Genomic DNA, 23,795 nt, shown 5'->3' with positions numbered 1-23,795 from the left:
GCGGTCTGCGGTGGGCGTCGCTCCGAGATGTCCTCCCCGCCCTCGCCTGATCGAGGAGCTCGCGCACGCACCGCGGGCGGCGGGGCCCGGCGGGTACACTGGCTCGGCCAGCCTCTGTAGCTCAATGGAAGAGCGACTCCGTCCTAAGGAGCAGGTTGGGGGTTCGAGTCCCTCCAGGGGCACCACGATCCGCGATCGGGATCAGTCCATCGGACGGCCGCCGCCGTCGCTCCGTCTGACGCCAGGGTCTGCCCCCCCGGCCCAGCACTCCGAGCTCTGTTCGTCGAGGCGACGACGGTTCGAGTCCTCGATGGTCCTGCCCGGGTCGGAACTCCTCGGCAGCAGGGATGCACGACCGAGGAGCTCCTTCGCGGGTTCTCGGCCGTCCTCGTCCGGAGCCTCGCCGTCCACCGGGACGCGTCCGCGGACAGCCGGCGCGCGGATTTCAGTGCGCTGCTCGCGATAGCCGGTCGCATGGAGGCCGTCCGCAGGCGGTCGCTGGCGGTATTCGAGACCCCCTTCCTCGGCTGGATGTGGTGGGCCGTCCTCCGCCCGCGGTGCGTGCGCGAGCTCCTCGATCAGGCGAGGGCGGGGAGGACATCTCGGAGCGACGCCCACCGCAGACCGCTCACGGCCTTCTGAGGGCGTCTCGCGGGCCTTCGCTCAGGCGGCGCCGCCATGATCGAGGCTGGTACTCGACGGAAGGTTCTCTGTGAGCATGTTCAAGCGCGTTCTCGGCATGGCGTCGAAGGCGCTCGATTCGAAGAGCGGCCCGGGGTCGTCCTCGAGCGGGACGACCGATTGGCGCGATCTCGTGCGCACCGCCGCCGACAAGGTGACGGGCGACTCGCGGAGCGGGCAGGTCCAGCCGCCTCAGCAGTACGGCTCGCCGCAGCGACCCTCCGCGCGACCGCAGGACGCCCGGCCCGGGCAGCAGCCGGTGGTCACGCCGGAGGACCGCGCGGCGATCGCGCGCTACGACTACCTCCTCCGCACCGCCGACCCGGAGCAGCTCGAGCAGGTGCACCGCGACGCGTTCGCGAAGCTGACGCCGGCGCAGCGCACCCAGGTCGAGGCGCGGCTCCGCGACGAGCTGCCCGCGAACGAGCAGCCGCGGTCCTCCGCCCCCGAGGACCTGGCGCGCGCGGCGACGCGCGGCGAGGCGAACGACCCAGGGTTCCTCAAGAAGATGTTCTCGAAGCCGGGGACCCGCGGCGCCCTCGCGGGTGCTGGCGTCGGAGCGGCGGCGGGCATCGGGCTCGGCGCGGCGGGCGGACTGCTCGCGGCGGTCGCGGGCGGCGCCGTGATCAGCAGCGTCGCCGGTCCGCTGCTCGCGCAGGCGTCCGGCCTCGGCGTGGACTTCGAGAACCTCGCCGGCGGGTTCGGCGATCTGGGCGACTTCGGCGACATCACGGGCGGCGCGGGAGAGTTCGTCTCCGGTGCGGGTGAGCACGTGTCCGGGCTGGGGGAGCAGGTGTCGGAGTTCGGCTCCGACTTCCAGCTGCCGGGGCTCGGCGACCTCGGGAACCTCTTCGACCGCTAGACGGACGGGACCGGAGCGCGCCTGCGGAGGAGCGGCGACGCGATCGCGAGTGCCACGCCGACGACGAGCAGCACGGCCCCCACGATCGCGACGGCGGTCGTCGACCAGTCGGGGAGGTCGACCACCGTCGTGCCGTCGAGCAGCGTCCATTCGCAGGCCGCGCCCAGCGGCCACCACGACCAGAAGCCGCGGACCAGGTCGCCTGCCTCGGGCGGGACGCCGCCCAGGCTGACGCTGCACACGTAGTCGAAGCCCTGACGGTCGATGTTCGCGAACTGCAGAGGCACGAGCGCGAGGGCCGCGAGTCCGGCGACGGCGAGGACGAGGCCGGCGAGCAGGGCGAGACGCGCGGCGGTCAGGCGCTTCCTCGCCGGCGTCGAGGCGGGGGCGGACGGCGTCTCGGTCATCGTCCGATGGTGGCACGCGTTCGTGGGGAGCAGGCGTGTGCCCGGGATCGGCGCCGAACAGCGCGGAGGCACGGGGCGGATGCGTCGGAGCCGCTCCTGGACCGCACACGGACCGGACGCCGGCCGGCACAGCGGCGACGGGGCGCCCTCGGCGTCGTACCCTCGACTGCATGGGGTTCGTCTTCTCGCTGGTGATCATCGTCCTGACCGTGCTCGCGCTGGTCGACGTCGTGCGGCAGCCGGACAACGTCATCAAGAACCTGCCCAAGATCGTGTGGATCCTGCTGATCTTCTTCCTCCCGCTCATCGGCGTCTCGCTGTGGTTCCTGCTCGGGCACGACTGGAAGCGCGGCGACGGCGGATCCTTCGTGCCGGGCGGCCGAGTGCCCGGCCGCCGGAAGCAGGCGCCGCCGACGATGGTGGTGCGGCCCGCTCCGAAGAGCACCGAGGAGCAGCTCGCCGACCTCGAGCGCGAGGAGGCGCACTACGCGCGGCTCGCCGAGGAGCAGCGTCGCCGCCGCGAGGGTGAGCGGCCGCTCGACGCGTGAGCGGCCGCTTCGGAGGCCGCTACTTCGATAAGTTCGACGCCGCCCACTGGATCGAGGCGATCTTCGCCTGACCCGCGACGCTCGGGTGGAAGTAGTCGGTGGTCCCGATCAGGCCCTTGGTGACGGGGGTCGCGGTGAGCGCTCCGCCGTCCCAGTCGCAGAGCTGACCGGCGGCGCTGCACGCCGTCTGCAGCGCGGTGTTGTACTGCGTCGTCCGCGTCTTCGCGGCAGCGGCGGAGGCGGCAGCGGCGGTGCTGCTGAGCCTGCGGCCGGTGGAGCTGACGCCGCGCGTGGTCCGGCAGAGGTCGCCGCCCGCCCAGACGAGCGCGCCGACTCCGGTCTTCACGACCGACCACTCGGAGGCCACGTTCGGCATCGACGAGAGGACGATGCGGGCGGAGGGCCACGTGGTGCGGATCTTCGTGATAGCGGCGGAGGCTCCGGTGCGGAACGTGCTCGCCGGGGTCATCGTGTAGCCGTCGGAGGCGACGCGGTTGTCGGGCGAGCAGAGGTCGTTGCCGCCGATGAGCAGGGTGACGACGTCCGGCCGCACGCCGGCGGCGACCGCGGCGTCGATCCGCGAGGGGACCTGCGCGACGACGTCGCCGGTGGTGGCGAAGTTCGCGGTCGTGACGGTGGTGCCGGGGAGCGCGGTCCGCAAGCGGGAGGCGAAGGAGTTCACGGAGGAGCTGGTGCCGGTGGACCAGTTGTTGCGGGGGCAGTCCGCGAAGGAGCCGCAGGTCCCGTAGGCCTGGGTGATGGAGTCGCCGAGGCTCAGCACCGAGAGGGTGGCGGGAGTGGCGGCGGCGGCGGCCTGCGCCGGGAGCAGGGCGGCGGCGAGGGCGAGTGCGGCTCCGACGGCGAGGGCGCGGACGCGGCGGCTCGGGGTCGGCGGGTGGGAGGGGGAGAGGCTCATGGTGGACCGTTCTCGAGGGGGAGGACGGTGGGGGAGCCGTCGGTGCTGACGCTAGGGGAGCGGCGCCCCGGATGACCCCGAAAGGGTGACCCCAGAACGGGCCGGATGTGCGCGACGGCAGCGGATCCGGTCGTCCGGCGGGCGGAACCGTCTGGAAGGCGAGCGTCCTCTCAGCCGCCCGCCACCGGCACGATCCGCAGCCGGCTCATCGCCCAGACCAGCGCCCCCGACGCGAGGAACGCGACCGCGATCCCGACGACGAACACCGACACCTGCCCGTACCCGGTCGCGGGATCCAGGAACGGATAGGGCACCCAGCCGTCCGTCGCTCCGCGGATCAGCACCACGACGAGCCAGACGATCGGGTAGACCACGACCAGCCAGAGCCTCCGCCACGGCAGCGGAGGGCGATCCGCGAGCAGCAGCCAGTCGAGCAGTCCGTAGACGGGGAACAGCACGTGCATGACGGTGTTGGCCCACGGCAGCGCCACTCCGCCCGCCACATCGGTGAGGAGGGTGTTGTAGACCAGCCCGACGACGATGATGTACCCGGTGAAGGCGCCCCGCACCAGCACGAGCCCGCCGGGCGCGGGACGGCGGCGGAGCGCGAGCACGGCGGTGGCTCCGAGCACGACGGCCAGCACGATGTTGCTCTGGATGGTGAAGAAGCCGAAGAAGTTGAACGGGTTCAGCGGCGTCCGAGAGGCGGTGTCGACGGCCGTCGCGATCACGGCGACGAGCACGGCGGCGGCCACGAGGAGGCGGAGGAGCGCGACCGGCACGCGGGCCGACTCCGCCCGGGAGGAGGAAGCGGGCGGCGTCATCGCTCGAGCGTAGCGCCGGAGCGCCTACCCTGTCCCCGTGCTCACGATCGGTGTCGACCTCGCTGCGGAGCCGGTTCGCACCGCTCTCGCCGCCCTCGAGTTCTCCGGCGGCCGAGCCGTCGTCCGCTCGCTCGTACTCGGCGCCGAGGACGCGACGATCGTCGATGCGTCACGGGACGCGGCGGTCATCGGGATCGACTGCGCGTTCGGCTGGCCGGTGGAGTTCGCGGCGTTCGTCTCCGCGCACACGCGACGGGAGGTCTCGCCGCGGACGCTCGCGGGACGCGACTGGCGCCGCCGCCTCGCGTACCGCGAGACGGACCGGGTGGCGCGCGAGGTCACCGGCCGCTGGCCGCTCAGCGTCTCGACCGACCGGCTCGGGATGACCGCGATGCGCTGTGCGGAGCTGCTCGACGCCTTCGCCGCGAGCGGGGAGGACGTCGACCGCTCCGGGCGCGGACGGCTCGTCGAGGCGTACCCGGCGGCGGCGCTGCGGCTCTGGGGAGTGGACACCACGGGGTACAAGACGCGACCGGAGGCCGTGGCGCTCGCCGCGGAGTCGCTGCGACGGGCCGCGCCCTGGCTCGATGTGCCGGCGCCCGCGCTCGCGCTGATGAGCCGCTCCGACGACGCGTTCGACGCCGTCGTCGCCGCTCTCAACGCCCGCGCCCACGCCCTGGGCGCGACCCTGCCGGTGCCTCCCGAACTGCAGGAGGCGGCGGAGGCCGAGGGGTGGATCGCGGTCCCGACCGGATCGCTCGCGGAGCTCGCGGGCTGATCCGGCCGTCTCGACGGGTGTGCGCTCAGGCCGGGATCTTCGCCCCCAGCAGGCCGGCGGCGACCTCGGCGGCCCGCTCGGCCTCCTCGACGGTCGAGAAGGGTCCGGTGGGGACGAGGGAGGGCGCGGTGGTCAGTCGGGCGTCGATCTCGAGTCGGAACCGGGGCAGCTCCGCCCCGGGAACGACGACGATCCTGACTCCGTTCCGGCTCCATCGCGCGGGTTGGATAGAAGAAATCTGTGTCATGGTGCTCTCCGCTTTCGCGATCATCCGCACGGGTGGCTGACGCCTCGACCGTGCACGCTTCACGCTACGTCCGGTGCCCGTCTCTCCGAACGGGCTTGACCTCTCAGGCTCGTCGGGCGTAGCGGGTCACTGCAGTCGGTCGAGGGTGTCGCTGATCCGCCGCAGGCACTCGATGAGGACCGACACCTGCGCGGTGTCCAGGTCGGCGAGCACCTCGCCCTCGGCGGCGACGAGATTGCGCATCGCCTCGTCGACCCGCTTCGTGCCCCGCGGGGTGAGCGAGACGATCTTGCTGCGCGAGTCGGCGGCGTTCTGCTCGCGGACCACGAGCCCGCGAGCCCCGAGGCGGTCGACGCGGCTGGCCAGGTTGCCGCTGGACAGCGCGAGGTGCGTGGCCAGGGCCGAGGGCGTCATCCCGCCCTCTCCGCGCTGCCGCAGCAGCGAGAGGAGCTCGAACTCCCACGGGGCGAGATCGCTGACGGCGAAGGACTGCCGCCGCACCTCCTGCACGCGCGGGCTGAGGCGGCGGAGGCGGGAGACGACGTCCAGAGGCGCGAAATCGAGGTCGGGCAGGGCCCCGGCCCACGCGTCGATCACCAGATCGACATCGTCGTCTTCGCGCATGCCCCGATTATCCCCGCCCGGCGCGGGCGCCGACGACGGGTGGTCCGGGGAGGCGGGCGGGCCTAGCCTGTGCGGACGACGGGCGGGCCGGTCAGGCGCGGGCGGCCCGGACGTAGGCGACGATAGCGTTGGCGTGGCCGTGGCCCAGGCCGTGCTCGGTCTTCAGCCAGGTGACGACCTGCATGTGCGGCTCGGAGCGCAGACGCTCGTCGGCGAGGTCGAGCCAGTCCTGGACGGGACGGCCGTAGGTCTTCTCGATGCTCGGGAAGTACGAGGCCGGTCCCTTCGGCTTCGCGCCGTCGGCGGGCGGTTCGGGAGCGAGCACGCGGTCGGTCATGCGGTCACGATAGCGAGCCGCGGTCAGGTCGTGTAGGCCGAGGGGTCGAACCGGCCGAGCTCCTCGCGGAAGGCGAAGGCGAAGTCGGGCCAGAGCAGCGTGAGTCGCCGGTTGTCGTCCAGGTACCAGCTCTCGCAGCCGCCGTTGGTCCAGACGGTGTCGGCGCTGAGGGCGTCGAGGCGGGCGACGGAGGCGGCCTCGGCCTCGGCGGTGACCTCGAGCCGGTCGGCGCCGGAGACGGCGAGGTGGTCGAGAGCGGCGAGCACGTAGTCGATCTGCGTCTCGATCATGTGCACCGCGGAGTTGTGGCCGAGGCTCGCGTTGGGGCCGTTGACGACGAAGAGGCTCGGGAACCCGTGGACCGCGGTCGACTCGTACGCGACCATGGCGTCGGCCCAGCGGTCGGCGAGGAGGACGCCGCCGCGGCCGCGGATGCGCCGGGCGAAGGGCGGCCGCGTGGAGTGGAAGCCGGTCGCGAAGACGAGCACGTCGACCCCGTGCGGGACGCCGTCGTCGCCGAGCGCGGCGCCCTCCTCGACGCGCCGGAGCGGACCGGGGACGACGCGGACGTGCGGCTGCGCGAGAGCGGGGTAGTAGTCGTCCGAGAGGAGCACGCGCTTGCAGCCGATCTCGTAGTCCGGAGTCAGCACGGTGCGGAGTGCGGGATCGATGATCTGCGCCTCGAGGTGGCCGAGCGCCTCCGACCGCAGCCGGTCGATGGCCTCGGGCACGGCGACGCGGCCGGCGAAGCCGAGCTCGGCGCGCCAGAACAGCTCCTCGCGGAGCCTCGAGAGGGCCCCGGGCGCACGGGAGAGGGCTCGGCGCTCCTCCGGCGGGTAGGGGCGGTTCCGGCGGGGGACGACGTACGGGGCCGAGCGCTGGAAGAGCACCACCTCGGCGGCGCGCTCGGCGAGGTGCGGCACGATCTGCACGGCGGAGGCTCCCGAGCCGACGATGCCGACGCACTTCCCGTCGAGGTCGACGTCGTCCCTCCAGCGGGCGGAGTGGAAGGCGGGACCCGCGAACGAATCCAGGCCCGGGACGGCCGGGAGGCGGGGCTCGGAGAGGCGCCCCGCGCACACGAGGAGGACCGCGGCGGAGTAGTCGCCCCGGGAGGTGCGCACCCGCCAGCGGTGCGCCTCCTCGTCGAAGACCGCCTCGAGCACCTCGGTCCCCAGCCGGAGCCGCGGCGCCAGGTCCTCCTTCTCGACGACGCGCTCGAGGTAGGCCTGGATCTCGGCCCCGGGGGCGTAGAACGCCGACCAGTCGGCCTCGGGGGCGAAGGAGTAGGAGTAGAGGTGCGAGGGGATGTCGCAGGAGACCCCGGGGTAGACGTTGTCCCGCCAGGTCCCGCCGATCCGCTCGGCGCGCTCCAGCACGACGAACGAGGTCCCGCCGCGGCGCTCCAGGCGGACCGCGGCTCCGAGCCCGGCGAACCCGGCGCCGATCACGACGACGTCGACGTCCATCAGACCGTCGTCCTCGCCAGGACGCTGCCCGCCGGGTCGCGGTGCGGATCGGCGAGGAAGTGCTCGAGGACGGCGAGGAGCTCGGCGGGCCGCTCGGCGAGCACCGCGTGACCGGAGTCGAGGACGGCGTAGCGGGCGTCGTCGATCGCGCCGAGCAGGGCCTCGGCGCCCTCGACGCCGGCGACGGCGTCGGCGGAGCAGCCGACCACGAGGGCGGGAACCCGGCAGTCCGAGGCGGCCGCAGCGACGTCGGCCCGGGCGGAGGCGGCGAGCATCCTGGCGGCGTCGGCGCCCCACGGGGAGGGGGCGGTGGCCGAGCGGACGGCGAGGAGCCGAGCGGCCTCCTCCTGCGCGTCGGGCGGGAGCAGCGGCCAGAGGCGCGCCGTGCGGAGGAGGCGCTCCGTCGGGCGCAGCCACCCGGCCACGAGGGCGAGGGCGCGCACCCGCCGATCGCCCGCGGCGAGGGCCACGGCGGCTCCGAGCGAGTGGCCGATCAGGACGGCCTCGTCGGCGCCGAGTGCGTCCAGGGAGGCGCGGACCGCGGCGGGTCCGTCGAGCCAGGGGTCGCCGAGATCGGCGAGCTCGAGCGCGGCGACGCGGTGGCGCCGCGCCAGCATCGGCAGCAGCAGCCCGGTGTCGCTCCGCGCGCCACGGCCGACGCCGGTCAGCAGCAGGACCGACCGCGGGCTCTCGGCGCCCGCGGTCAGGAGCCGCACGGTGGCGCTGTCCGACTCGATCCGCTCCTCCCGGACCAGATCGGCCTGGCGCCGCAGGTACTCGGAGCGGGTCATGACGCCCGGCGGGTCCCGCGGACCGGGAGGCGCATCCGCTGCGGACCCGCCGCTGCGACGGGCTCCGCCCGCAGCGCCCTCTCCGGCGCGACCACGCCGTACGTCGTGGTGCGCTGGCGCCAGCCGCGGCCGATCTCGCCGCTCAGCCGGGCGACGGTCGCGATGTCGAGCGAGCGGTAGGCCTCCGCTCCGGCCTCGGGCCGCAGGGCGCCGTCGAGCAGCAGGCCGCCGAGGTCGTCCGCCCCGCCGCGGAGGAGGACCTGCGCCGCGTGCAGTCCGAGCTTGGTCCAGGCGGTCTGCACGTGGGCGATCCGGCCGTGGAGGACGAGCCGTGCGACGGCGTGCACGGCGCGGGTCTCGCGGAGGGTCGGCCCGCCCCGGCTCGCGCGCACCACGGCGGGAGGCGCCTCCGCCGGGACGAAGGGCATCGCGATGAACTCGGTGAAGCCACCCGTCTCGTCCTGGATCGCCGCGAGCGTGCGCAGGTGCGCGAGCTGCTGCTCGGGGGTCTCGACGTGTCCGTAGACCATGGTCGAGGTGGAGCGGAGGCCGCTGCGGTGCGCGGCCGTGATCGCCTCCCGCCACTCGGCCACGGTCGGGTCCGTCCCCTCGCTCAGGACGGCGCGGACGTCGTCGTCGAGGATGCGGGCGGCGGTCCCCGGGACGGAGTCCACGCCGGCCTCGCGCAGAGCGTCGAGCATCTCGGGCAGGGTTCGGCCCGTGCGCCGGGCGACCTCGAGGATCTCGCCGGGCCGGTAGGCGTGCAGGTGCAGCGAGGGCTGCCGCTGCTTCAGCGTGCGGACGATCAGCAGCAGATCGTCGCCCGGGTGCTCCGGTCCGATCGCGCCCTGGAGGCAGAGCTCGGTGGCGCCGAGCGCGACCGCCTCGTCGGCGAGCTCCTCCAGCCGCTCGACGGTCAGCCCGCCGACTCCCCAGAGGGAGGTGTCGATGTTGCGGTTGACGACGATCGAGACCTCGTCGCCGGCGGCGTCGTGCCGCAGGTCGTCCGCCAGAGCGGAGAGGGCGTCGAGGTCGTCGCCGTCGGCTGCGAGCAGGGCGAGGTAGTCGGCGTCCTCGAGACCGGCGGGGTCCGTCTCCGCCCGGGCGAGCACGGCGCCGAGGGCGGGCGCGACCGGTCGGGGCAGGGCGTCGAGCGAGTCGCGGTAGGGCCGGGGGAGGACCGCTGCCGCCTCGTCGGCGAGCCAGGTCCCGCGGTCGGCGAGCGCCTCGACGTAGGGAGCGACGCGCGGATCGATCCAGGTGGCCGAGTCGCGGAGGTACTGCGGGTGGGCGGTCAGCCGCTCGTGCAGCCGGTAGCCGGCCGCCGCGGTGAGCCGCGCGAGGTCGTCGATGTTCGGCCAGGGGCGCTCCGGATTCACGTGATCCGCCGTGAGCGGGCTGACACCGCCCCAGTCGTCGACCCCGGCGCGCAGCAGCAGCCCGAGCTCCTGCTCGTCGGTGAGGTTCGGCGGCGCCTGGATCGTCGCGTCGGCGCCCAGTACGAGGCGCGCGACCGCGACGTTGGCCACGTACTCCTGCAGCTCGAGGTCGACCTCGTTCTGCATGGCCGTCCGCGGCTTCGCGCGGAAGTTCTGGACGATGCACTCCTGCACGTGGCCCCACCGCTCGTGGGACTCGCGGATCGCGAAGAGGGCGTCCGCCCGCTCCGCCGCGTTCTCGCCGATGCCCAGCAGCACGCCGGTGGTGAAGGGGATGCGGCTGCGGCCCGCGTCCTCGAGCACCCGCAGGCGCAACGCCGGGTCCTTGTCTGGGGAGCCGTAGTGCACGCCGCCCTTCTCGGACCAGAGGCGCTCGGCGGTCGTCTCGAGCATCATGCCCATCGAGGGCGCGACCGGGCGGAGCCGCTGCAGCTCGGCCCACGACATCACGCCGGGGTTCAGGTGCGTGACCATGCCCGTCTCGCTCATCACCAGGACGGCCATCGCGCGCACGTACTCGAGCGTCGAGGCGTAGCCGTGCTCGGCGAGCCAGGCGCGGGCGATCGGCCACCGGTCCTCCGGGCGGTCGCCGAGCGTGAACAGGGCCTCCTTGCAGCCGAGCGCGGCACCGGCGCGGGCGACCTCGAGGATCTCCTCCGGCTCCATGAAGGTCGACTCGCGCTTGGCCGCGAGCCCGCCCGGTGTCTCCACGAAGACGCAGTAGTGGCACCGGTCGCGGCAGAGCTTGGTCAGCGGGACGAAGACCTTCCGCGAGTAGGTGACGACGCCGGGCCGTCCGCGGCGGGCGAGTCCGTCGTCGCGCAGGCGGCCGGCGGCCTCCAGCAGCAGGTCGAGGTCGTCGCCGCGCGCGCCGAGGAGCTCCTCGGCGGTCTCGCGCGTCAGCGCCTCGCCGCGGTCGAGCCGGGCGAGCAGGGTGGCCGTGGTCATGCGGGAGCGGCCCTTCCGAAGGGGGTCGTGGCGGAGGCGGGAGGTCAGAGCGCGCGCAGCCGCGGCGCGAGGTCGCGCTCGAAGGCGTCGAAGAAGCGCTGCTGGTCGTCGCCCGGGGCGTGGAAGACCAGGTGGGTGAAGCCCGCGTCGACGTAGGGCTTGATCTGCGCGACCGTCTCCTCGGGGTCGGAGCCGACGATCCAGCGCTTCGCGACCTGCTCGATCGGCAGCTCGTCGGCGGCGCGCTCCATGTCGACCGGATCGGTCAGCGAGTGCTTCTGCTCCGGCGACAGCGAGAGCGGCGCCCAGAAGCGCGTGTTCTCGAGCGCGAGCGCCGGATCGGGATCGTAGGAGAGCTTGATCTCGATCATGCGGTCGATGGTCGAGGAGTCGCGATCGGCCGCCGCGGCGCCCTCCTCGACAGCGGGGAGCAGCTTCTCGGTGTAGAGCTCCATGCCCTTGCCCGATGTGCAGATGAAGCCGTCGCCCGCGCGGCCGGCGTACTTCGCGACGACGGGACCGCCCGCCGCGATGTAGACCGGCACGCCGCTCTCGGGCTTGTCGTAGATCGACGCCTCGTGCGTGGAGTAGTACTCGCCGTCGAAGGTGACGCGGTCGCCCGCCCAGAGCGCGCGCATCAGCCGCACGGCCTCGCGCAGGCGGGCGAAGCGCTCCTTGAAGTCGGGCCAGGTCTGCTCGCCCGCGCCCTGGTAGCCGGTGGCGACCTCGTTCAGCGCCTCGCCGGTGCCGACGCCGAGCATGATCCGCTCGGGGTAAAGCACGCCGAGCGTGCCGAACGCCTGGGCGATGACGGCGGGGTTGTAGCGGTAGTGCGGGGTCATCACGGAGGTGCCGAGGGTGATGGTGGAGGTGCGCTCACCGGCCGCGGCGAGCCAGGCGAGGGAGAACGGCGCGTGTCCGCCCGTGTGGCGCCAGGGCTGGAAGTGGTCCGAGACGACCGCGGTCTCGAAGCCGTGCCGCTCGGCGCCGACCGCGAGCTCGACGAGCTCCCGGGCGCCGAACTGCTCCGCCGATGCCTTGTACCCGAGCGTGATCGTCATCTGCAGCCTTCGTGAGAGGTGGGACGGCCCCCGGAGCGGGAGCGGCCCCTCCATTCTGCGCCTGCCGCGGCGCCCGGCGGGACGGGTGGACGCACCCGGGGGAGGCGTGCCCCGATCCCGCGCTGGGGAGGAGCGTCAGGCCGGCGGAGCGGCGATGTTCACCATCCAGCCGACGCCGTAGCGGTCGACCAGCATCCCGAAGCGGTCGCCCCAGGGCGAGGCGACCAGCGGCTCGACGACCGTGCCGCCCTCGGCCAGGCCGTCCCAGTAGCCGCTCAGCTCGGCGTCGTCGTCGCCGAAGAGCGCGATCGTGATGCGGGCGCCGCTCTCGGCCGGGCTCGAGGAGGGGGAGTCGGAGCCCATCAGGATCATCCCGCTCGGCGTGACGAGCTGGGCGTGCATGATCCGGTCCTGGTCGGCCGGATCCGCGCTCATCCCGAAGTCGCCGAAGCGGCTGGAGCTGAGCTCGCCGCCGAGGACGTCCCGGTAGAACTCCATCGCCTCCTGCGCGGAGCCGTCGAAGCCGATGTAGGGGCTCAGTGATGTGGGCACGGCACGCCTTTCCGTCGAGGTGCGCCCAGTATCTCCGCGTCCCGGCGCGAGCACCAGGGGCGTCCTGCGGAAGGTCCGCCCCCGGCCCTCAGAGCTCGTCGCGGGTGGGCGGGTTCGCGCCGGAGCGGGAGGTCGTGATGCCGGCGACGTGCGCGGCGTGGCGGCCGATCGCGTGCAGGGCGGGGCCGTCGAGGAGCATCCCGTTCGCGGCGCCGAGGCCCTGGCGGAACGCCTCGTCGAGGATCGCGCCCATCGCGGAGTCGCCGGCGCCGATCGTGTCCGCCACCACGATCCGGGCGGCGGGCACGGTCACCCGCGTGACGGCCGAGGCCAGCAGCAGTCCCTCCGCGCCGCGGGTGACGACCGCGAGCTGCGACCCGAGGGAGAGCAGCCGGCTGAGGACCTCGTCGAGCTGCATCGTCGGGTAGAGCCACTCCGCGTCCTCGTCGCTGAGCTTCACGACCTCGCACGCGGCGGCGATCCGCTCGAAGCGCGCGAGCGCCTCGGCGTGCGCGCCGACCAGAGCCGGACGGATGTTCGCGTCGACGCTCGCCGTCACTCCGGCGGGCAGAGCCTCGAGGAGCCCGAGCACGGCGGATCCGCCCGGCTCGAGGAAGATCGCGATGGAGCCGGTGTGGACGTGGGAGGCGCCCTCCGGGTCCGCCGCCGGCGGGTTCCAGGAGAGGTCGAAGACGTAGCGGGCCGACCCGTCCGCGGCGAGGACCGCCCGAGCGGTGCTGGTGCGCTCCGAGTCGCCGTGCCGGACCTCCACTCCGGAGGCCTCGAGGTGGGCGCTGATGCGGCGGCCGCGCTCGTCGTCGGCGATGTCGGTGACGAGGGTCGCGGGTCGCCCGAGTCGGGCGAGCGTGAGGGCGACGTTGGCCGGGGAGCCGCCGACGTGCTCCGTGGCGCTGCCGTCGCGCTCGACGATGTCGATCAGCGCCTCGCCGATGACCAGGGTGCGGGAAGCCGGGCTGACGCGCTCGTCGGTGGAGGACATGCCGACATCATGCCGGGTGACGGGGTCGCCCCGCGACGCGCGGGGCCGACCGGCGCAAGCGGCTCGCGTCCCGCCCGCGGTCTCAGCCCCGGTCGCGCAGGTCCGCCAGCACCGCGTCCACGGTCGTGATCTCGATCAGCGGCGCGTACAGGGACATGGCGTCGAGCGCGCGCTGGTGGTCGGACTCGGAGGCGCCGGCGCAGGCGTCCGCGGCGACCCTGACCCGCACTCCGGCGTCCGCGGCCGCCAGCGCCGTCGAGAGCACGCAGCAGTCGGTCGAGACGCCGGTGAGCACGAGCTCGCGGGAGTCGTCGAGCTCGGCCTCGAGCTCGGGCCCCCACTTGCCGAAGGTCGTCGCGGTGATCGTGCGGTGGCCCTCGAACCCGGCCACGAGCTCGTAGAGCCGGTCGCTCTCGGGGACGAGCGCGAACGGCCACTCGCGGTAGTAGGGGATCCACGCGCCGGCGGGCCGCTCCGGGGCGACGAAGCGGGTGGTCACGACCCGCTCGCCGAACGCCGGGAGGAGCCGGCGGGTCCCCTCGGCCGCGCGCTCGAATCCGCCGGATCCCCACGGCGACTCGGCGTCGGCGAAGACGTGCTGCAGGTCGATCGCGACGAGCAGGCTCACGCCGAGGCCTCCTGGCGGCGGACGGCCCCGCGCGAGAGGGCGAGCGTTCCCGCGAAGCCGATCACGAGCGCCACGAGGACGCCGAGGTTGGCGCCGGCCCAGTCGCCGTCGCGGCCGCCGAGCGGGCCGAGGAGGTAGCCCTCCCACTCGAACCCGGGGGAGTAGTTGACCACCAGGCCCCAGCCGACGGCCGCGCCGATCAGCACGAGGGCCACGGGGACCGCCGAGACGCTGCCGTAGCGGCCGCGGGAGTCGTACAGAGCCTCCTGGTCGTAGTCGCGCCGACGGAGGAGGAGATCGGCGAGGAACACGCCGAGCCAGGCCGCGATCGGCACGCCGAGGGTGATCAGGAAGCCCTGGAAAGGGCCGAGGAAGTCGCCCGCGACGAACACGACGTAGACCGCTCCGAGGACCATCAGCACGCCGTCGATCCCGGCGGCCACCGGCCGCGAGACCTTGAGACCCGTGCTGAGCAGCGCCAGGCCCGAGGAGTAGATGTCCATCACGGCCCCGCCGATCAGGCCGAGCAGCGCGACGACGATGAAGGGGAGCAGGAACCAGGTCGGCAGGATCCCGGCGAGCGCTCCGATCGGGTCCGCGGCGATCGCGTCCGAGAGCTCCTGCGAGGAGCCGGCCAGCAGCAGGCCGACGACCACCAGCACGACGGGCGCGACCGCTCCGCCGATCGTCGTCCACGCGATCACTCCGCTCGTGCGGGCACCGCGGGGGAGGTAGCGGGAGTAGTCGGCCGCGGCGTTCACCCAGCCCAGCCCGAAGCCGGTCATCATGAACACGAGCCCGCCGATGACCGCGGCGGCCGAGCCCGCGGGCAGGGCGCCGACGGCGGCGAGGTCGATCCGGTCGAGGACGAGCACGACGTAGACCACGGTCAGCACGGCGGTCGCGACGGTGATCGCGAGCTGGAGCCGCATGATCAGGCGGAAGCCCGCGATCCCGGCGATCACGATGAGCGCGGCGACCACGATGAGCGCGACCACCTTGGTGAGCACGCCCCCGTCCCAGCCGAACTCCTCGAACACCGTCGCCGTCGCGAGCACCGCGAGGGAGGCCAGCACCGTCTCCCAGCCCACCGTGAGCAGCCAGGAGATCACCGAGACGAGGCGGTTGCCGTCGACCCCGAAGGCCGCCCGGCTGAGCACCATCGTCGGGGCGGAGCCGCGCTTGCCGGCGACGGCGACCAGACCGCAGAAGAGGAACGAGACGACGATCCCGATCACGCTGACGAGCGTCGCCTGCCCGAAGGAGAGGCCGAAGCCGAGGAGGAAGGAGCCGTAGCTCAGCCCGAGCACGGACACGTTCGCGGCGAACCACGGCCAGAACAGGTCGCGAGGGCGGCCGTGCCGCTCCGACTCCTGGATCGTGTCGAGGCCGTTGAGCTCGATGCCGCTCGCGGGGCGGGTGCTCGGACGATCGGGGGAGGTCATCGCGTCCTCGTTCTCACGGGTGCCGGCCCTGCGCCGGAGCTGTGACGAACCTACAGCGCTCCGCGCTCGAACAGCAGCCGGAGCGATTCGAGGTCGTCCGCGACCCGCGCGCAGTCCTCGTCCCAGTCGTCGAGGCTCATCCCGGGGCGCCGCCGCACGGTGAAGGCCACCTCGGCGCCGTCCCCGTTCACGAGCACCCGGAGCGGATTGTCCACCACCGTCCCGTCGGGAAGCGTGACCTCGTGGTCCGCGACGCCGAACGGGTTCTGCGGGGCGAAGCGCACTTCGACCCGGCCCATCGGCGAGTCGGCGAACCAGCGTCCGTCGACCTGCTCGAGCGCGGAGGAGGCGAGGCCCGCGGCCCACCGCGGGAGGTTCGCCGGGTCGGAGACGAGGGCGTACACCTCGGCGGCCGGAGCCTCGATCACGACGCCCACGGGGCGCGATTCGTACAGGGTCATCCGCTCGTCCTTCCTCTGCAGCCGGTCAGTGCTCGTCGCCGAAGCTGGCGACCAGCAGCGCGGCGAGCGCCGTCCGCTCCAGCATGCCCTCGATGCCGATCGCCTCGCTGCGCGCGTGCGCCCCCTCGCCCGGGGCGCCGAGCCCGTCGAGGACCGGCAGGCCCAGCGCGGCGACGAGGTTGCCGTCGCTCGCCCCGCCGACCGCGATCTCGCGGAGGGGGACGTCGATCCGCTTCGCGACCCGCTCGGCCCTGCGGTAGAGCGCGGCGACGGAGGCGGTCCGCTCGAAGACGGGCCGCTCCCAGGAGCCGCGCACCTCCAGCCGGATGCGCGGGTCGGCGGCGGCGAGCGCGTCGAGCTCGGCCTCGACGCGGGCGGCCTCGGCGGATCCGCGGATCCGCGCCTCCAGCTCCAGGCGCACGCGGGCCGTCGTCACGTTGACCCGCGAGCCGCCGGAGACCACTCCGATGTTGACCGAGGTGCCCTCCTCCTCCCGCGCGATCGCCAGCACCCGCGGGATCAGCGAGCCGAGCTCGTGGATCGCGCTCGCCCCCTTCTCCGGTTCGACCCCGGCGTGCGCCTCGACGCCGACCACGTCGATCACGAAGCGCCCGATGCCCTTGCGCGCCGTCTTGACCGCGTCGCCGATCGCGCCCTCGAACACCAGGACCGCGTCGGCGCCCGCGCACTGCCGCTCCAGGAACGGGCGGGAGGCGGCGCTGCCGATCTCCTCGTCCCCGCTCATCACCAGGCGGACGGCCGGATGCGGGACGCCGGCGTGGCGGAGCGCGGCCACCAGCCACACCATCTGCACCAGCCCGGCCTTCATGTCGTAGCTGCCCGGGCCGCTCAGGCGGTCGCCGTCGACGGCGAAGGGCCAGGAGCGGGTCGTGCCCAGGGGCCACACCGTGTCGTAGTGGCCGAGCAGCGCCACGAACGGACGCGTGCCCCGGTGCGGTCTCGCGCCACCGTTCGCCGGGACGGTCCAGCTGGTCGCGGTCGGCGCGTCCTGCGCACGCTGGTGCTGCACGTCGGCGTCGTGCCCGAGCCGCTCTCCCACCCAGTGCACCAGGAAGGCGTGCAGCTCGCCGAGCGCCTCGAGGGAGTCGCTGGGGCTCTCGATCATCACGAGGTGCCGGACGTCGTCGAGCATCCGCGAGCGGTTGTCGCGGAGGAAGGAGCGCACGCGGGCGGCGTCGTCGGCATCGGGGAAGGTCATCGACTCCGGAGTACCAGAGTGCGGCCGCTCGCGCGAACCGGCTGAACCGTTCGGGCCCCCGTTACGTTGGTGCAGGAAGAGGTGGAGATGTCCGAGGATCAGGCCCAGATGCTGCGTGCGCTGCACGACGAGCACGCCAGCGCGCTCTGGCGGTTCGTGCTGCGCCTGACCGGCGACCGCCAGATGGCGGAGGACGTCGTGCAGGAGGCGCTGCTGCGCGCCTGGAAGCACCCCGAGATCCTCGCCCAGGGCGAGGCCGCCGCCCGCTCCTGGCTCTACACCGTGGCCCGGAACCTCGTCATCGACGACCGCCGCAGCGCCCGCTACGCCCGGGAGCTGGGCACGGACGAGGTCCCCGAGCGCCCGACCGCCGACCGCACCGACCAGGTGCTCGACGCCTGGCTGCTCTCGGACGCGCTCAGCGGACTGAGCCACGACCACCGCGCCGTCATCGTGCACGCCTACTACGGCGGCCGCACGGTCACCGAGATCGCCGCGCTGCTGGGGATCGCCCCGGGCACCGTCAAGTCGCGGATGCACTACGGGATGCGGGCCCTCAAGCTCGCACTGCAGGAGCGGGGGGTGACGGAGCTGTGAGCCGCGACCCCTCCTCCGACGACCGGCACGACGACCCCTTCCGCGACTGGGACGCCGCGTACCTCCTCGGATCCCTGACCGCCGCCGACCGCCGCGAGTACGAGCTGCACCTGCGCGCCTGCCCCGGCTGCCGCGAGTCCCTCGCCGAGTTCGTCCCGCTGCCGGGCCTGCTGGCCCACCTGCCCCAGGACGAGGCGATGCGCCTGGTCGAGGAGCCGGAGGCGGCCGGCGATCCGGCTCCGGCGGCACTGCTGACGCGCCTCGCCGCGGCCACCGACTCCGTCCGCCGCCGGACGCGGCTGCGCATCGCGGGCCTGGTGCTCGCCGCCGCGGGCGTCTCGGCCGCCGCCGCCGTCGCCCTGCCGCTCGCGATCGGCCCGTCCCTCGCCCCCGTCGAGACCGTCGGCTCGACCGTCTCGCTCGCCGCGGCTCCGGGCGTCCCCGTCGAGGCCTCCGTGCGGTTCGTGCCGCAGCAGTGGGGCACGCGGATCGACATGGACTGCAGCTGGGCCGACACGGCCGAGCACTACGCGGGCTCGGCCGGCTACGTCCTCTACGTCACGGACACCTCGGGCGGCACCGAGGCCGTCGGATCGTGGACGAGCGCGCCGGGGACGACGATGGAGCCCAGCCTCGCCACCGGGCTCCCGCTGTCCGAGATCGCCTCGGTCGAGGTGCGGCTGCAGGGATCGGACATCGTCGTGCTCACCGGCCGCCCCTGAGCGGGCCGCCGGATTCCCAGGTGCGCGCTCGGCGGACTGAGTAGCTTCTCAGTCATGACGATCGCGACCCTCGCCCTCGCCCCCGCCTCCGTGGCGACCGCCTCCTCCTCCGACAGCATCGACGAGCTCTCCGGACTCGTCGGTGTCGCCGCGCGGGTGATCGCCGCGCTCGGAGAGGCGGGCGTCGGCCTGCTGACGCTGATCGAGACGGTGTTCCCGCCGATCCCGAGCGAGCTCGTGCTGCCGCTGGCCGGCTTCCTCGCCCAGCAGGGCCGGATGAACCTGGTGCTGGTCGTGATCACGGCGACCCTCGGCGCCTACCTCGGCGGCCTGATCCTCTACGCGCTCGGCCACCGCATCGGCACGGAGCGCTCGATCCGCCTGCTCTCCAAGCTCCCGCTGGTCGACCGCGAGGACTTCGAGAAGGCGGTCGGCTGGTTCCGCCGGCACGGCACCTGGGCGGTCCTCTTCGGTCGCCTCATCCCGGGCGTGCGCAGCCTCATCTCGCTCCCCGCGGGGGCCGAGCGGATGAACCTGCTGCTGTTCTCGGGACTGACGATCCTCGGCTCCGGCGTCTGGAACGGCCTGCTGATCGGCCTCGGCGCGGCCCTCGGCACGCAGTACGAGCTCGTCGACCAGTACGCGGGCGTGCTCGACGCGATCATCTACAGCGCGTTCGGCGTGCTGCTGCTCGCGCTCGTGGTGCGCCGTGTGCGGCGGCACCGTGCCGCGGCGCGCACCGGATCGCGCCACTGACCTGCGTCCTCGGGCGGGCGGGCGCAAGGCCCCGCGCCACCCCGCCCCGGTGCCCTAACGTTCGAGGGGTCCGCACTCCCCGACGCGAAGGAACGCCATGTCCGAGACCGCCGTGCCCACGATGTCCCGCACCTCCGTCGAGCGCTGGTGGATCATCGCCGTCTCGCTGATCGCGATCGTGCTCGGCGTCATCGCCGTCCTGATCCCCGGTCCGACGCTGCTGACCGTCGCCATCGTCTTCGGCATCCACCTGATCGCCGCGGGCGTCTTCCGCCTGCTGCTGGCCTTCACCGCCTCGCGGCTCGATGCCCGGGTGCGCTGGCTCGCGGGCCTGCTCGGCGCCCTGATCCTGGTCGCGGGCATCCTGTGCCTGTCGAACCCGTTCGAGTCGCTGAGCGTCCTGGGCCTCGTGATCGGCGCGGGCTGGATCCTCGACGGCGTCTCGAGCATCACCAGCGGCCGCACCGTCGCCGGCCCCGCGTGGCTGCCGATCGCGGCAGGGATCGCCTCGGTCATCGCGGGCGTCCTGACGATCATCATGCCCGTGCTGGCGCTGGCCTCATTCGTGACGGTCGCGGCCATCCTGCTGATCGTCGTGGGCGTCTCGGGCCTGCTCCTGCTCCCGGGCCGCACGAAGCGCCCCGAGGGCGCCGAGGCGTAGACCGCGCGGATGGCCGATCCCGATCTCGTCCCCGAGCTGCTCGTCGCCGACCTCGACCGGAGCCTGGGGTTCTGGTGCGGTCCCTGCGGGTTCCGGATCCACTACGCCCGGCCCGAGGAGGGCTTCGCGTACCTGGTCCTCGGCTCCGCGCACGTGATGCTCGAAGAGGCGGGGCGGGGTCGCAACTTGATCGCGGCACCGCTGGAGCGCCCGCTCGGCCGGGGGATGAACCTGCAGCTGCACGTCGACGACGCCGACCGGACGGCTGCGGCGCTCGCCGAGGCCGGGACGCCGCTGTTCTCGCCGCTCGAGACCCGCTGGTACTGGGTCGGAGCGGAGGAGGCGGGCGTCCGTCAGCTGGTGGTGGCTGATCCTGACGGGTACCTGCTGCGGTTCCAGTCGTCGCTCGGACGCCGACCGGCTCGAGCGGACGTCCCCGTCGCTCCCTGACCGGCCGACCGCGCCACCATCCGCTCGGCTCAGGACGTCATGCCAGCGAGTGACGACCGTGACACCGCGCGGCTGGTTCCCTCGAGACATGACGCAGCACCCCGCCACCGCGACCCTCCCGCAGGTCCCGGCCGCCGCCCTCTCCGAGCCCGCGATCGAGCAGGCCGCCTCGGCGGAGCACGAGCCCCTCGTCCGTCCGGCAGACCTGGTGTCGGCGCTCACGGGTGTCGCGCTCGGCTTCTTCTCCCTCTTCGTCTACGCCATCGCGCACTGGCAGTACTTCGGAACGGACGTCGACGAGGTGAGCGTCCTCGGCTGGCTCGCGCCGCTGATCGCCGGCGTCGCCTGCCTGCTGTCGGCCGTCGTGTCCGTCGGGGTCCGCGCCTCCGGGCGCCGCGCCGAGCGGACCGCGGCATGATCCCCGTCCTCGCCGGGCCCGGCCTCGAGGCCGCGGAGCAGCTCCTCGTCCGCGCCGGATGCCTCCGCCCCGAGCACCCGTGGGCGGCCGGTGCCGCCACGGAGGCCGCGCCGCGGATCGACTTCGCCGTCCTCGCCGAGCAGGCGTGCCTCCTCGACCTCTCGGAGGAGGCGGTCGCGCGCATCGCCGTGTCGCTCGCCACCGGCCGCCCCGTCGATCTGCGGAGCGCCTTCGGGCATCTCACGCGCGACCACGCCCGGCTCGTCATGACCGCGGTCGCCGCGGCCGCCGGGCACGACCGCGTGAGCAGCCGGATCCGCGTGGTCGGCGACGAGCGCCGGGTCGAGACGGCGCCGCCCCTGGCCGTCTGGCCCTCCTGACCCCCGCCCGCCCCGATCGGGCGGGCGCGCTCGCCGATCCGACCCGGCGCTCCGCGTGCCTCCGATGCTCCAGGCAGGTGAGCCGTTCGGAGGTGCCGTGCCGCCGACCCGCGTCGCTACGGCCTTTCGGAGGTGCCCGGTTTAGGGTGTCCGTGTGCAACGAGTCGACGATTTCCCAGGAGCCGGACCGGTGGCGACCTCACCCGAATCCGGTGACCAGGGGGAGGCGTCCGCGCATCGGCTCTCCCCGACGGCGACCTCTCCCGTGCAGGTGACGAGCGGCGAGGCCGGCTACCAGGGCGGCAACGTGGCCGATCCGGTGTGGCAGTCGTGGCGCGACGAGCTCGCCAAGGTCGGCGGTCCGTCGCCCCTGCTCCACTTCGTGGACTCGCCCCGGACGCGCATCGAGCTCTCGACCACGCACCCCGGCGGGCTGCCCCCGTTCATCTCGGGCAAGACGACGCTCCTCTCCTCGCTCATCCGCGACGAGCTCGCCCTGCGCACCGCGAAGAACGCCGCGGGTGCGATCACCGACAAGGGGATCGAGCTGCGCTCGGTCCGCGGCATCGAGGGCGTCCACCTCGCCATCGGCCTCGCCCAGTGGCGCGCCGGCGACACGGAGTTCACCGCACCCGTGCTCCTGCGCCCGCTCGCCATCCGCCGCTACGGCCGCGACTTCGAGCTCAAGCTCAAGGGCCAGCCCTACTTCAACCCGCAGCTCGCGCGTGCCCTCAAGCAGCAGTTCGGCATCACGATCGACCCCGAGCAGTTCGTCGAGCTGGCCGTGCAGAACGGCGTCTTCAAGCCGCAGCCGGTCATCGACCAGCTGCGCGGCCTGACCTCGCACCTGCCGTGGTTCGCCGTGCACCCGCGCCTCGTGGTCTCGAGCTTCGCCGACGTGGCGGGCGACATGCTCCGCGACGCCCGGATGCTCGAGCACCCCGTCCTCGACGCCGTCGCCGGGAACCCGGCCGCCAAGCGGGCGCTGCAGCAGTCGCAGAAGGTGGCGTCGATCATCCCGCAGGACGAGCGTCCTCCGGCGACCGACAACCTCCTCCTCGACGCGGACGCCGAGCAGGAGCAGGTGATCGCGAACATCGCGGCCGGCAACTCGCTCGTCGTGAAGACCCTCCCCGGCACGGGCGGCACCCAGACCATCGTCAACGCGATCGGCGCCCTGGCCGCCCAGCACAAGCGCGTGCTGGTCGTCAGCGCCCGCCGGTCGAGCCTCGACAGCATCCACCAGCGCCTGCTCTCGGCGGGCCTGGGCGGCATCGCGGTCGGGCCCCGCACGCTCCGCCGCGACCTCATCCAGTCGATCGGCCGCAACGAGAAGGCCGCGCGCCCCTCCGTCAGCGAGATCGACGACGCCCTGCTCCGGCTGCGGAAGGTGCTGCTCGACTACCGCGGCGCGCTCTCCCGGCGCGACGAGAGCTTCGGCGTCTCGGCGCTGCAGGCGCTCGAGGAGCTCGCCCGCCTCTCGCAGCTGCGGACGCCCCCGTCGACCGCCGCCCGCCTCGACCGCCGCTCCGTCACCGCTCTCGCGCACAGCCGCCCCGAGGCGACCCGGATGCTGATCGAGTCGGCGCGCCTGGGCGAGTTCCGCTACGGCCCGGGCGACTCGCCCTGGTACGGGGCCCAGTTCGACTCCACCGCCGACGCCGAGATCGCCCACGAGCTGGCCAAGCGCCTGCACCTGCGCGACCTGCCGCGCCTGCTCGACCGCGCCCAGGACGTCATCGGCCAGACGCGGATGCGCCCGTTCGAGTCGGTCGCCGAGCTCGGCATCTACCTGCGCCTGCTGCAGGACGTCCGCGAGACGCTGGACAAGTTCCAGCCGGCCGTCTTCGACCGCTCGATCCAGGACCTCATCGTCGCCACCTCGCCGCGCCGCGAGGCCGCCGAGATGTCGTCCACCAACCGCCGGCGCCTGAAGAAGCTCGCCCGCGAGTACCTGCGTCCCGGCGCGCACGTCACCGACCTCAACGCGGCACTCCGCCGGGTGCAGCAGCAGCGGACGCTGTGGCAGCGCTACGCGGTCGCCGGCACGATCCCCGAGGTCCCGGTCGGCGTCGCCGACGTGCAGGTGGCCTACCAGCAGGTGACCGACCAGCTGAGCCGTCTCGACGAGCCGCTCGGCCGCCGCGGGACGAACCTGCAGCTCGCCTCGCTTCCTCTCGCCGAGCTGGCCTCGATGGTGTCCGGCCTCGCCGAGGACAGCGAGGTGCTCGCCAACCTCCAGGAGCGGACGACCCTCCTCGCCACCCTCCGCGACTGGGGCCTGGACCCGCTGCTCACCGACCTCTCGCGCCGTCACGTGCCGGCCGAGCTGGTCGCGGGCGAGCTGGACCTGGCCTGGTGGCGCTCGGCGCTCGAGATCATGCTGACCGACGAGCGTGCGCTGCTCGGCGGCAACACGAGCGTGCTCGACCGGCTCGAGGCCGACTTCAAGCTCGTCGACGAGGCGCACGCCGCCTCGAGCGCCGAGCTGCTGGCCTGGAAGCTCTCCGAGACCTGGAAGATCGGGCTCGTCGACTGGCCGCAGGAGCGCGATGCGCTGCGCGCGCTGCTGCG

At 73.7% G+C, this 23,795-nt stretch carries 26 protein-coding genes, 1 tRNA gene and 1 pseudogene; 12 read left to right on the top strand and 16 right to left on the bottom strand.

Going from position 1 to position 23,795, the window contains the following annotated elements; all coding sequences use genetic code 11:
* Positions 1-110: 110 nt before the first annotated feature.
* Both C5C27_RS09895 and C5C27_RS09890 read left to right on the top strand, forming a co-directional pair.
* A tRNA-Arg gene (locus tag C5C27_RS09895) sits at positions 111-185 on the top strand.
* 533 nt (positions 186-718) lie between these two features.
* Entirely contained in the window at positions 719-1,543 is an 825-nt protein-coding gene (locus tag C5C27_RS09890) for a hypothetical protein (RefSeq protein WP_258066588.1), read from the top strand.
* Here C5C27_RS09890 and C5C27_RS09885 read toward each other — a convergent pair.
* The gene (locus C5C27_RS09885) at positions 1,540-1,950 is read right to left on the bottom strand and encodes a hypothetical protein (RefSeq protein ID WP_104314279.1); all 411 of its coding nucleotides are present in this window, start codon (positions 1,948-1,950) and stop codon (positions 1,540-1,542) included. The genes C5C27_RS09890 and C5C27_RS09885 overlap by 4 nt on opposite strands.
* Before the next feature lie 170 nt (positions 1,951-2,120).
* Between C5C27_RS09885 and C5C27_RS09880 the strand changes: the two genes are divergently transcribed.
* Positions 2,121-2,498 (top strand): PLD nuclease N-terminal domain-containing protein, encoded by a 378-nt coding sequence (locus C5C27_RS09880; protein WP_104314278.1) that lies wholly within the window; start codon positions 2,121-2,123, stop codon positions 2,496-2,498.
* A gap of 19 nt (positions 2,499-2,517) precedes the next feature.
* On the opposite strand, the gene C5C27_RS09875 is transcribed toward C5C27_RS09880, so the two are convergent.
* Positions 2,518-3,414, bottom strand: a complete 897-nt coding sequence (locus C5C27_RS09875; RefSeq protein WP_104314277.1) for a GDSL-type esterase/lipase family protein — start codon at positions 3,412-3,414, stop codon at positions 2,518-2,520.
* 170 nt (positions 3,415-3,584) lie between these two features.
* Complete coding sequence (locus C5C27_RS09870; protein ID WP_104314276.1) at positions 3,585-4,238, bottom strand: Pr6Pr family membrane protein; 654 nt, start codon at positions 4,236-4,238, stop codon at positions 3,585-3,587.
* A gap of 37 nt (positions 4,239-4,275) precedes the next feature.
* Between C5C27_RS09870 and C5C27_RS09865 the strand changes: the two genes are divergently transcribed.
* Positions 4,276-5,016, top strand: a complete 741-nt coding sequence (locus C5C27_RS09865; protein ID WP_104273106.1) for a DUF429 domain-containing protein — start codon at positions 4,276-4,278, stop codon at positions 5,014-5,016.
* A 25-nt stretch (positions 5,017-5,041) separates the two neighbouring features.
* Here the strand turns inward: C5C27_RS09865 and C5C27_RS09860 are convergent, their stop codons facing one another.
* The 13 genes from C5C27_RS09860 to C5C27_RS09800 form a co-directional block, all read right to left on the bottom strand.
* Positions 5,042-5,263 (bottom strand): hypothetical protein, encoded by a 222-nt coding sequence (locus C5C27_RS09860; RefSeq protein WP_146076606.1) that lies wholly within the window; start codon positions 5,261-5,263, stop codon positions 5,042-5,044.
* Between the two features lie 126 nt (positions 5,264-5,389).
* Complete coding sequence (locus C5C27_RS09855; protein WP_104226460.1) at positions 5,390-5,887, bottom strand: MarR family winged helix-turn-helix transcriptional regulator; 498 nt, start codon at positions 5,885-5,887, stop codon at positions 5,390-5,392.
* Between the two features lie 91 nt (positions 5,888-5,978).
* A complete protein-coding gene (locus tag C5C27_RS09850; protein ID WP_104225060.1) occupies positions 5,979-6,224 on the bottom strand; it encodes a DUF4287 domain-containing protein in 246 nt (81 codons plus the stop codon).
* 23 nt (positions 6,225-6,247) lie between these two features.
* Positions 6,248-7,693 carry an NAD(P)/FAD-dependent oxidoreductase gene (locus tag C5C27_RS09845; protein ID WP_104314275.1) on the bottom strand — a complete coding sequence of 482 codons (1,446 nt, stop codon included), beginning with the start codon at positions 7,691-7,693 and terminating at the stop codon, positions 6,248-6,250.
* Positions 7,693-8,484 (bottom strand): alpha/beta fold hydrolase, encoded by a 792-nt coding sequence (locus C5C27_RS09840; RefSeq protein ID WP_104314274.1) that lies wholly within the window; start codon positions 8,482-8,484, stop codon positions 7,693-7,695. Before C5C27_RS09840 ends, C5C27_RS09845 begins: the two co-directional genes overlap by 1 nt.
* Entirely contained in the window at positions 8,481-10,871 is a 2,391-nt protein-coding gene (gene cofG / locus C5C27_RS09835) for a 7,8-didemethyl-8-hydroxy-5-deazariboflavin synthase CofG (RefSeq protein WP_104314273.1), read from the bottom strand. Before cofG ends, C5C27_RS09840 begins: the two co-directional genes overlap by 4 nt.
* Positions 10,872-10,915: 44 nt before the next feature.
* Positions 10,916-11,932, bottom strand: coding sequence for a glucose-6-phosphate dehydrogenase (coenzyme-F420) (gene fgd / locus C5C27_RS09830; protein WP_181067747.1), 1,017 nt, complete (start codon positions 11,930-11,932; stop codon positions 10,916-10,918).
* Positions 11,933-12,067: 135 nt separating this feature from the next.
* A complete protein-coding gene (locus C5C27_RS09825) occupies positions 12,068-12,484 on the bottom strand; it encodes a VOC family protein (protein WP_104246718.1) in 417 nt (138 codons plus the stop codon).
* 88 nt (positions 12,485-12,572) lie between these two features.
* Positions 12,573-13,484 carry a carbohydrate kinase gene (locus C5C27_RS09820; RefSeq protein ID WP_104225065.1) on the bottom strand — a complete coding sequence of 304 codons (912 nt, stop codon included), beginning with the start codon at positions 13,482-13,484 and terminating at the stop codon, positions 12,573-12,575.
* Between the two features lie 82 nt (positions 13,485-13,566).
* Complete coding sequence (locus C5C27_RS09815) at positions 13,567-14,112, bottom strand: cysteine hydrolase family protein (RefSeq protein WP_104314272.1); 546 nt, start codon at positions 14,110-14,112, stop codon at positions 13,567-13,569.
* Positions 14,109-15,557, bottom strand: coding sequence for a cytosine permease (locus C5C27_RS09810; RefSeq protein WP_104314271.1), 1,449 nt, complete (start codon positions 15,555-15,557; stop codon positions 14,109-14,111). The genes C5C27_RS09815 and C5C27_RS09810 overlap by 4 nt, the downstream gene beginning before the upstream one ends.
* A gap of 50 nt (positions 15,558-15,607) precedes the next feature.
* On the bottom strand, positions 15,608-16,018 hold the full coding sequence (locus tag C5C27_RS09805) for an SRPBCC family protein (protein WP_104238335.1): 411 nt from the start codon (positions 16,016-16,018) through the stop codon (positions 15,608-15,610).
* Between the two features lie 25 nt (positions 16,019-16,043).
* Entirely contained in the window at positions 16,044-17,237 is a 1,194-nt protein-coding gene (locus C5C27_RS09800) for a M20/M25/M40 family metallo-hydrolase (RefSeq protein ID WP_104314270.1), read from the bottom strand.
* An 87-nt stretch (positions 17,238-17,324) separates the two neighbouring features.
* Here C5C27_RS09800 and C5C27_RS09795 point away from each other — a divergent pair, with 87 nt between their 5' ends.
* The 8 genes and pseudogenes from C5C27_RS09795 to C5C27_RS18030 form a co-directional block, all read left to right on the top strand.
* Positions 17,325-17,834 (top strand): sigma-70 family RNA polymerase sigma factor, encoded by a 510-nt coding sequence (locus C5C27_RS09795; RefSeq protein ID WP_104225070.1) that lies wholly within the window; start codon positions 17,325-17,327, stop codon positions 17,832-17,834.
* A complete protein-coding gene (locus tag C5C27_RS09790) occupies positions 17,831-18,556 on the top strand; it encodes an anti-sigma factor (protein ID WP_104314269.1) in 726 nt (241 codons plus the stop codon). Before C5C27_RS09795 ends, C5C27_RS09790 begins: the two co-directional genes overlap by 4 nt.
* Before the next feature lie 54 nt (positions 18,557-18,610).
* Positions 18,611-19,312: a DedA family protein gene (locus tag C5C27_RS09785; RefSeq protein ID WP_104225072.1), complete on the top strand. Its 702-nt coding sequence runs from the start codon at positions 18,611-18,613 to the stop codon at positions 19,310-19,312.
* 97 nt (positions 19,313-19,409) lie between these two features.
* Positions 19,410-19,973, top strand: coding sequence for an HdeD family acid-resistance protein (locus C5C27_RS09780; protein WP_104314268.1), 564 nt, complete (start codon positions 19,410-19,412; stop codon positions 19,971-19,973).
* A 9-nt stretch (positions 19,974-19,982) separates the two neighbouring features.
* Positions 19,983-20,423, top strand: coding sequence for a VOC family protein (locus C5C27_RS09775; protein ID WP_104314267.1), 441 nt, complete (start codon positions 19,983-19,985; stop codon positions 20,421-20,423).
* Positions 20,424-20,511: 88 nt separating this feature from the next.
* Positions 20,512-20,841 (top strand): hypothetical protein, encoded by a 330-nt coding sequence (locus C5C27_RS09770; RefSeq protein ID WP_104314266.1) that lies wholly within the window; start codon positions 20,512-20,514, stop codon positions 20,839-20,841.
* Positions 20,838-21,221, top strand: a complete 384-nt coding sequence (locus C5C27_RS09765) for a hypothetical protein (RefSeq protein ID WP_104232859.1) — start codon at positions 20,838-20,840, stop codon at positions 21,219-21,221. Before C5C27_RS09770 ends, C5C27_RS09765 begins: the two co-directional genes overlap by 4 nt.
* A 190-nt stretch (positions 21,222-21,411) precedes the next feature.
* Positions 21,412-23,795, top strand: a pseudogene (locus C5C27_RS18030) (AAA family ATPase); the annotation flags it as partial.

The sequence above is a fragment of the Rathayibacter sp. AY2B7 genome (assembly GCF_002931635.1).
Classification (GTDB): Bacteria; Actinomycetota; Actinomycetes; order Actinomycetales; family Microbacteriaceae; genus Rathayibacter.
The sequence above is the reverse complement of the archived record's forward strand: the minus strand, read 5'-3'. Positions and strand labels throughout refer to the sequence as shown.

Bases quoted from the DNA above. Each gene is read 5' to 3' on its own strand.
- C5C27_RS09890 (WP_258066588.1), top strand. From the start codon at position 719: ATGTTCAAGCGCGTTCTCGGCATGGCGTCGAAGGCGCTCGATTCGAAG.
- C5C27_RS09885 (WP_104314279.1), bottom strand. From the start codon at position 1,950: ATGACCGAGACGCCGTCCGCCCCCGCCTCGACGCCGGCGAGGAAGCGC.
- C5C27_RS09880 (WP_104314278.1), top strand. From the start codon at position 2,121: ATGGGGTTCGTCTTCTCGCTGGTGATCATCGTCCTGACCGTGCTCGCG.
- C5C27_RS09875 (WP_104314277.1), bottom strand. From the start codon at position 3,414: ATGAGCCTCTCCCCCTCCCACCCGCCGACCCCGAGCCGCCGCGTCCGC.
- C5C27_RS09870 (WP_104314276.1), bottom strand. From the start codon at position 4,238: ATGACGCCGCCCGCTTCCTCCTCCCGGGCGGAGTCGGCCCGCGTGCCG.
- C5C27_RS09860 (WP_146076606.1), bottom strand. From the start codon at position 5,263: ATGACACAGATTTCTTCTATCCAACCCGCGCGATGGAGCCGGAACGGA.
- C5C27_RS09855 (WP_104226460.1), bottom strand. From the start codon at position 5,887: ATGCGCGAAGACGACGATGTCGATCTGGTGATCGACGCGTGGGCCGGG.
- C5C27_RS09850 (WP_104225060.1), bottom strand. From the start codon at position 6,224: ATGACCGACCGCGTGCTCGCTCCCGAACCGCCCGCCGACGGCGCGAAG.
- C5C27_RS09845 (WP_104314275.1), bottom strand. From the start codon at position 7,693: ATGGACGTCGACGTCGTCGTGATCGGCGCCGGGTTCGCCGGGCTCGGA.
- C5C27_RS09840 (WP_104314274.1), bottom strand. From the start codon at position 8,484: ATGACCCGCTCCGAGTACCTGCGGCGCCAGGCCGATCTGGTCCGGGAG.
- cofG (WP_104314273.1), bottom strand. From the start codon at position 10,871: ATGACCACGGCCACCCTGCTCGCCCGGCTCGACCGCGGCGAGGCGCTG.
- fgd (WP_181067747.1), bottom strand. From the start codon at position 11,932: ATGACGATCACGCTCGGGTACAAGGCATCGGCGGAGCAGTTCGGCGCC.
- C5C27_RS09820 (WP_104225065.1), bottom strand. From the start codon at position 13,484: ATGTCCTCCACCGACGAGCGCGTCAGCCCGGCTTCCCGCACCCTGGTC.
- C5C27_RS09810 (WP_104314271.1), bottom strand. From the start codon at position 15,557: ATGACCTCCCCCGATCGTCCGAGCACCCGCCCCGCGAGCGGCATCGAG.
- C5C27_RS09805 (WP_104238335.1), bottom strand. From the start codon at position 16,018: ATGACCCTGTACGAATCGCGCCCCGTGGGCGTCGTGATCGAGGCTCCG.
- C5C27_RS09800 (WP_104314270.1), bottom strand. From the start codon at position 17,237: ATGACCTTCCCCGATGCCGACGACGCCGCCCGCGTGCGCTCCTTCCTC.
- C5C27_RS09795 (WP_104225070.1), top strand. From the start codon at position 17,325: ATGTCCGAGGATCAGGCCCAGATGCTGCGTGCGCTGCACGACGAGCAC.
- C5C27_RS09785 (WP_104225072.1), top strand. From the start codon at position 18,611: ATGACGATCGCGACCCTCGCCCTCGCCCCCGCCTCCGTGGCGACCGCC.
- C5C27_RS09780 (WP_104314268.1), top strand. From the start codon at position 19,410: ATGTCCGAGACCGCCGTGCCCACGATGTCCCGCACCTCCGTCGAGCGC.
- C5C27_RS09775 (WP_104314267.1), top strand. From the start codon at position 19,983: ATGGCCGATCCCGATCTCGTCCCCGAGCTGCTCGTCGCCGACCTCGAC.
- C5C27_RS09770 (WP_104314266.1), top strand. From the start codon at position 20,512: ATGACGCAGCACCCCGCCACCGCGACCCTCCCGCAGGTCCCGGCCGCC.
- C5C27_RS09765 (WP_104232859.1), top strand. From the start codon at position 20,838: ATGATCCCCGTCCTCGCCGGGCCCGGCCTCGAGGCCGCGGAGCAGCTC.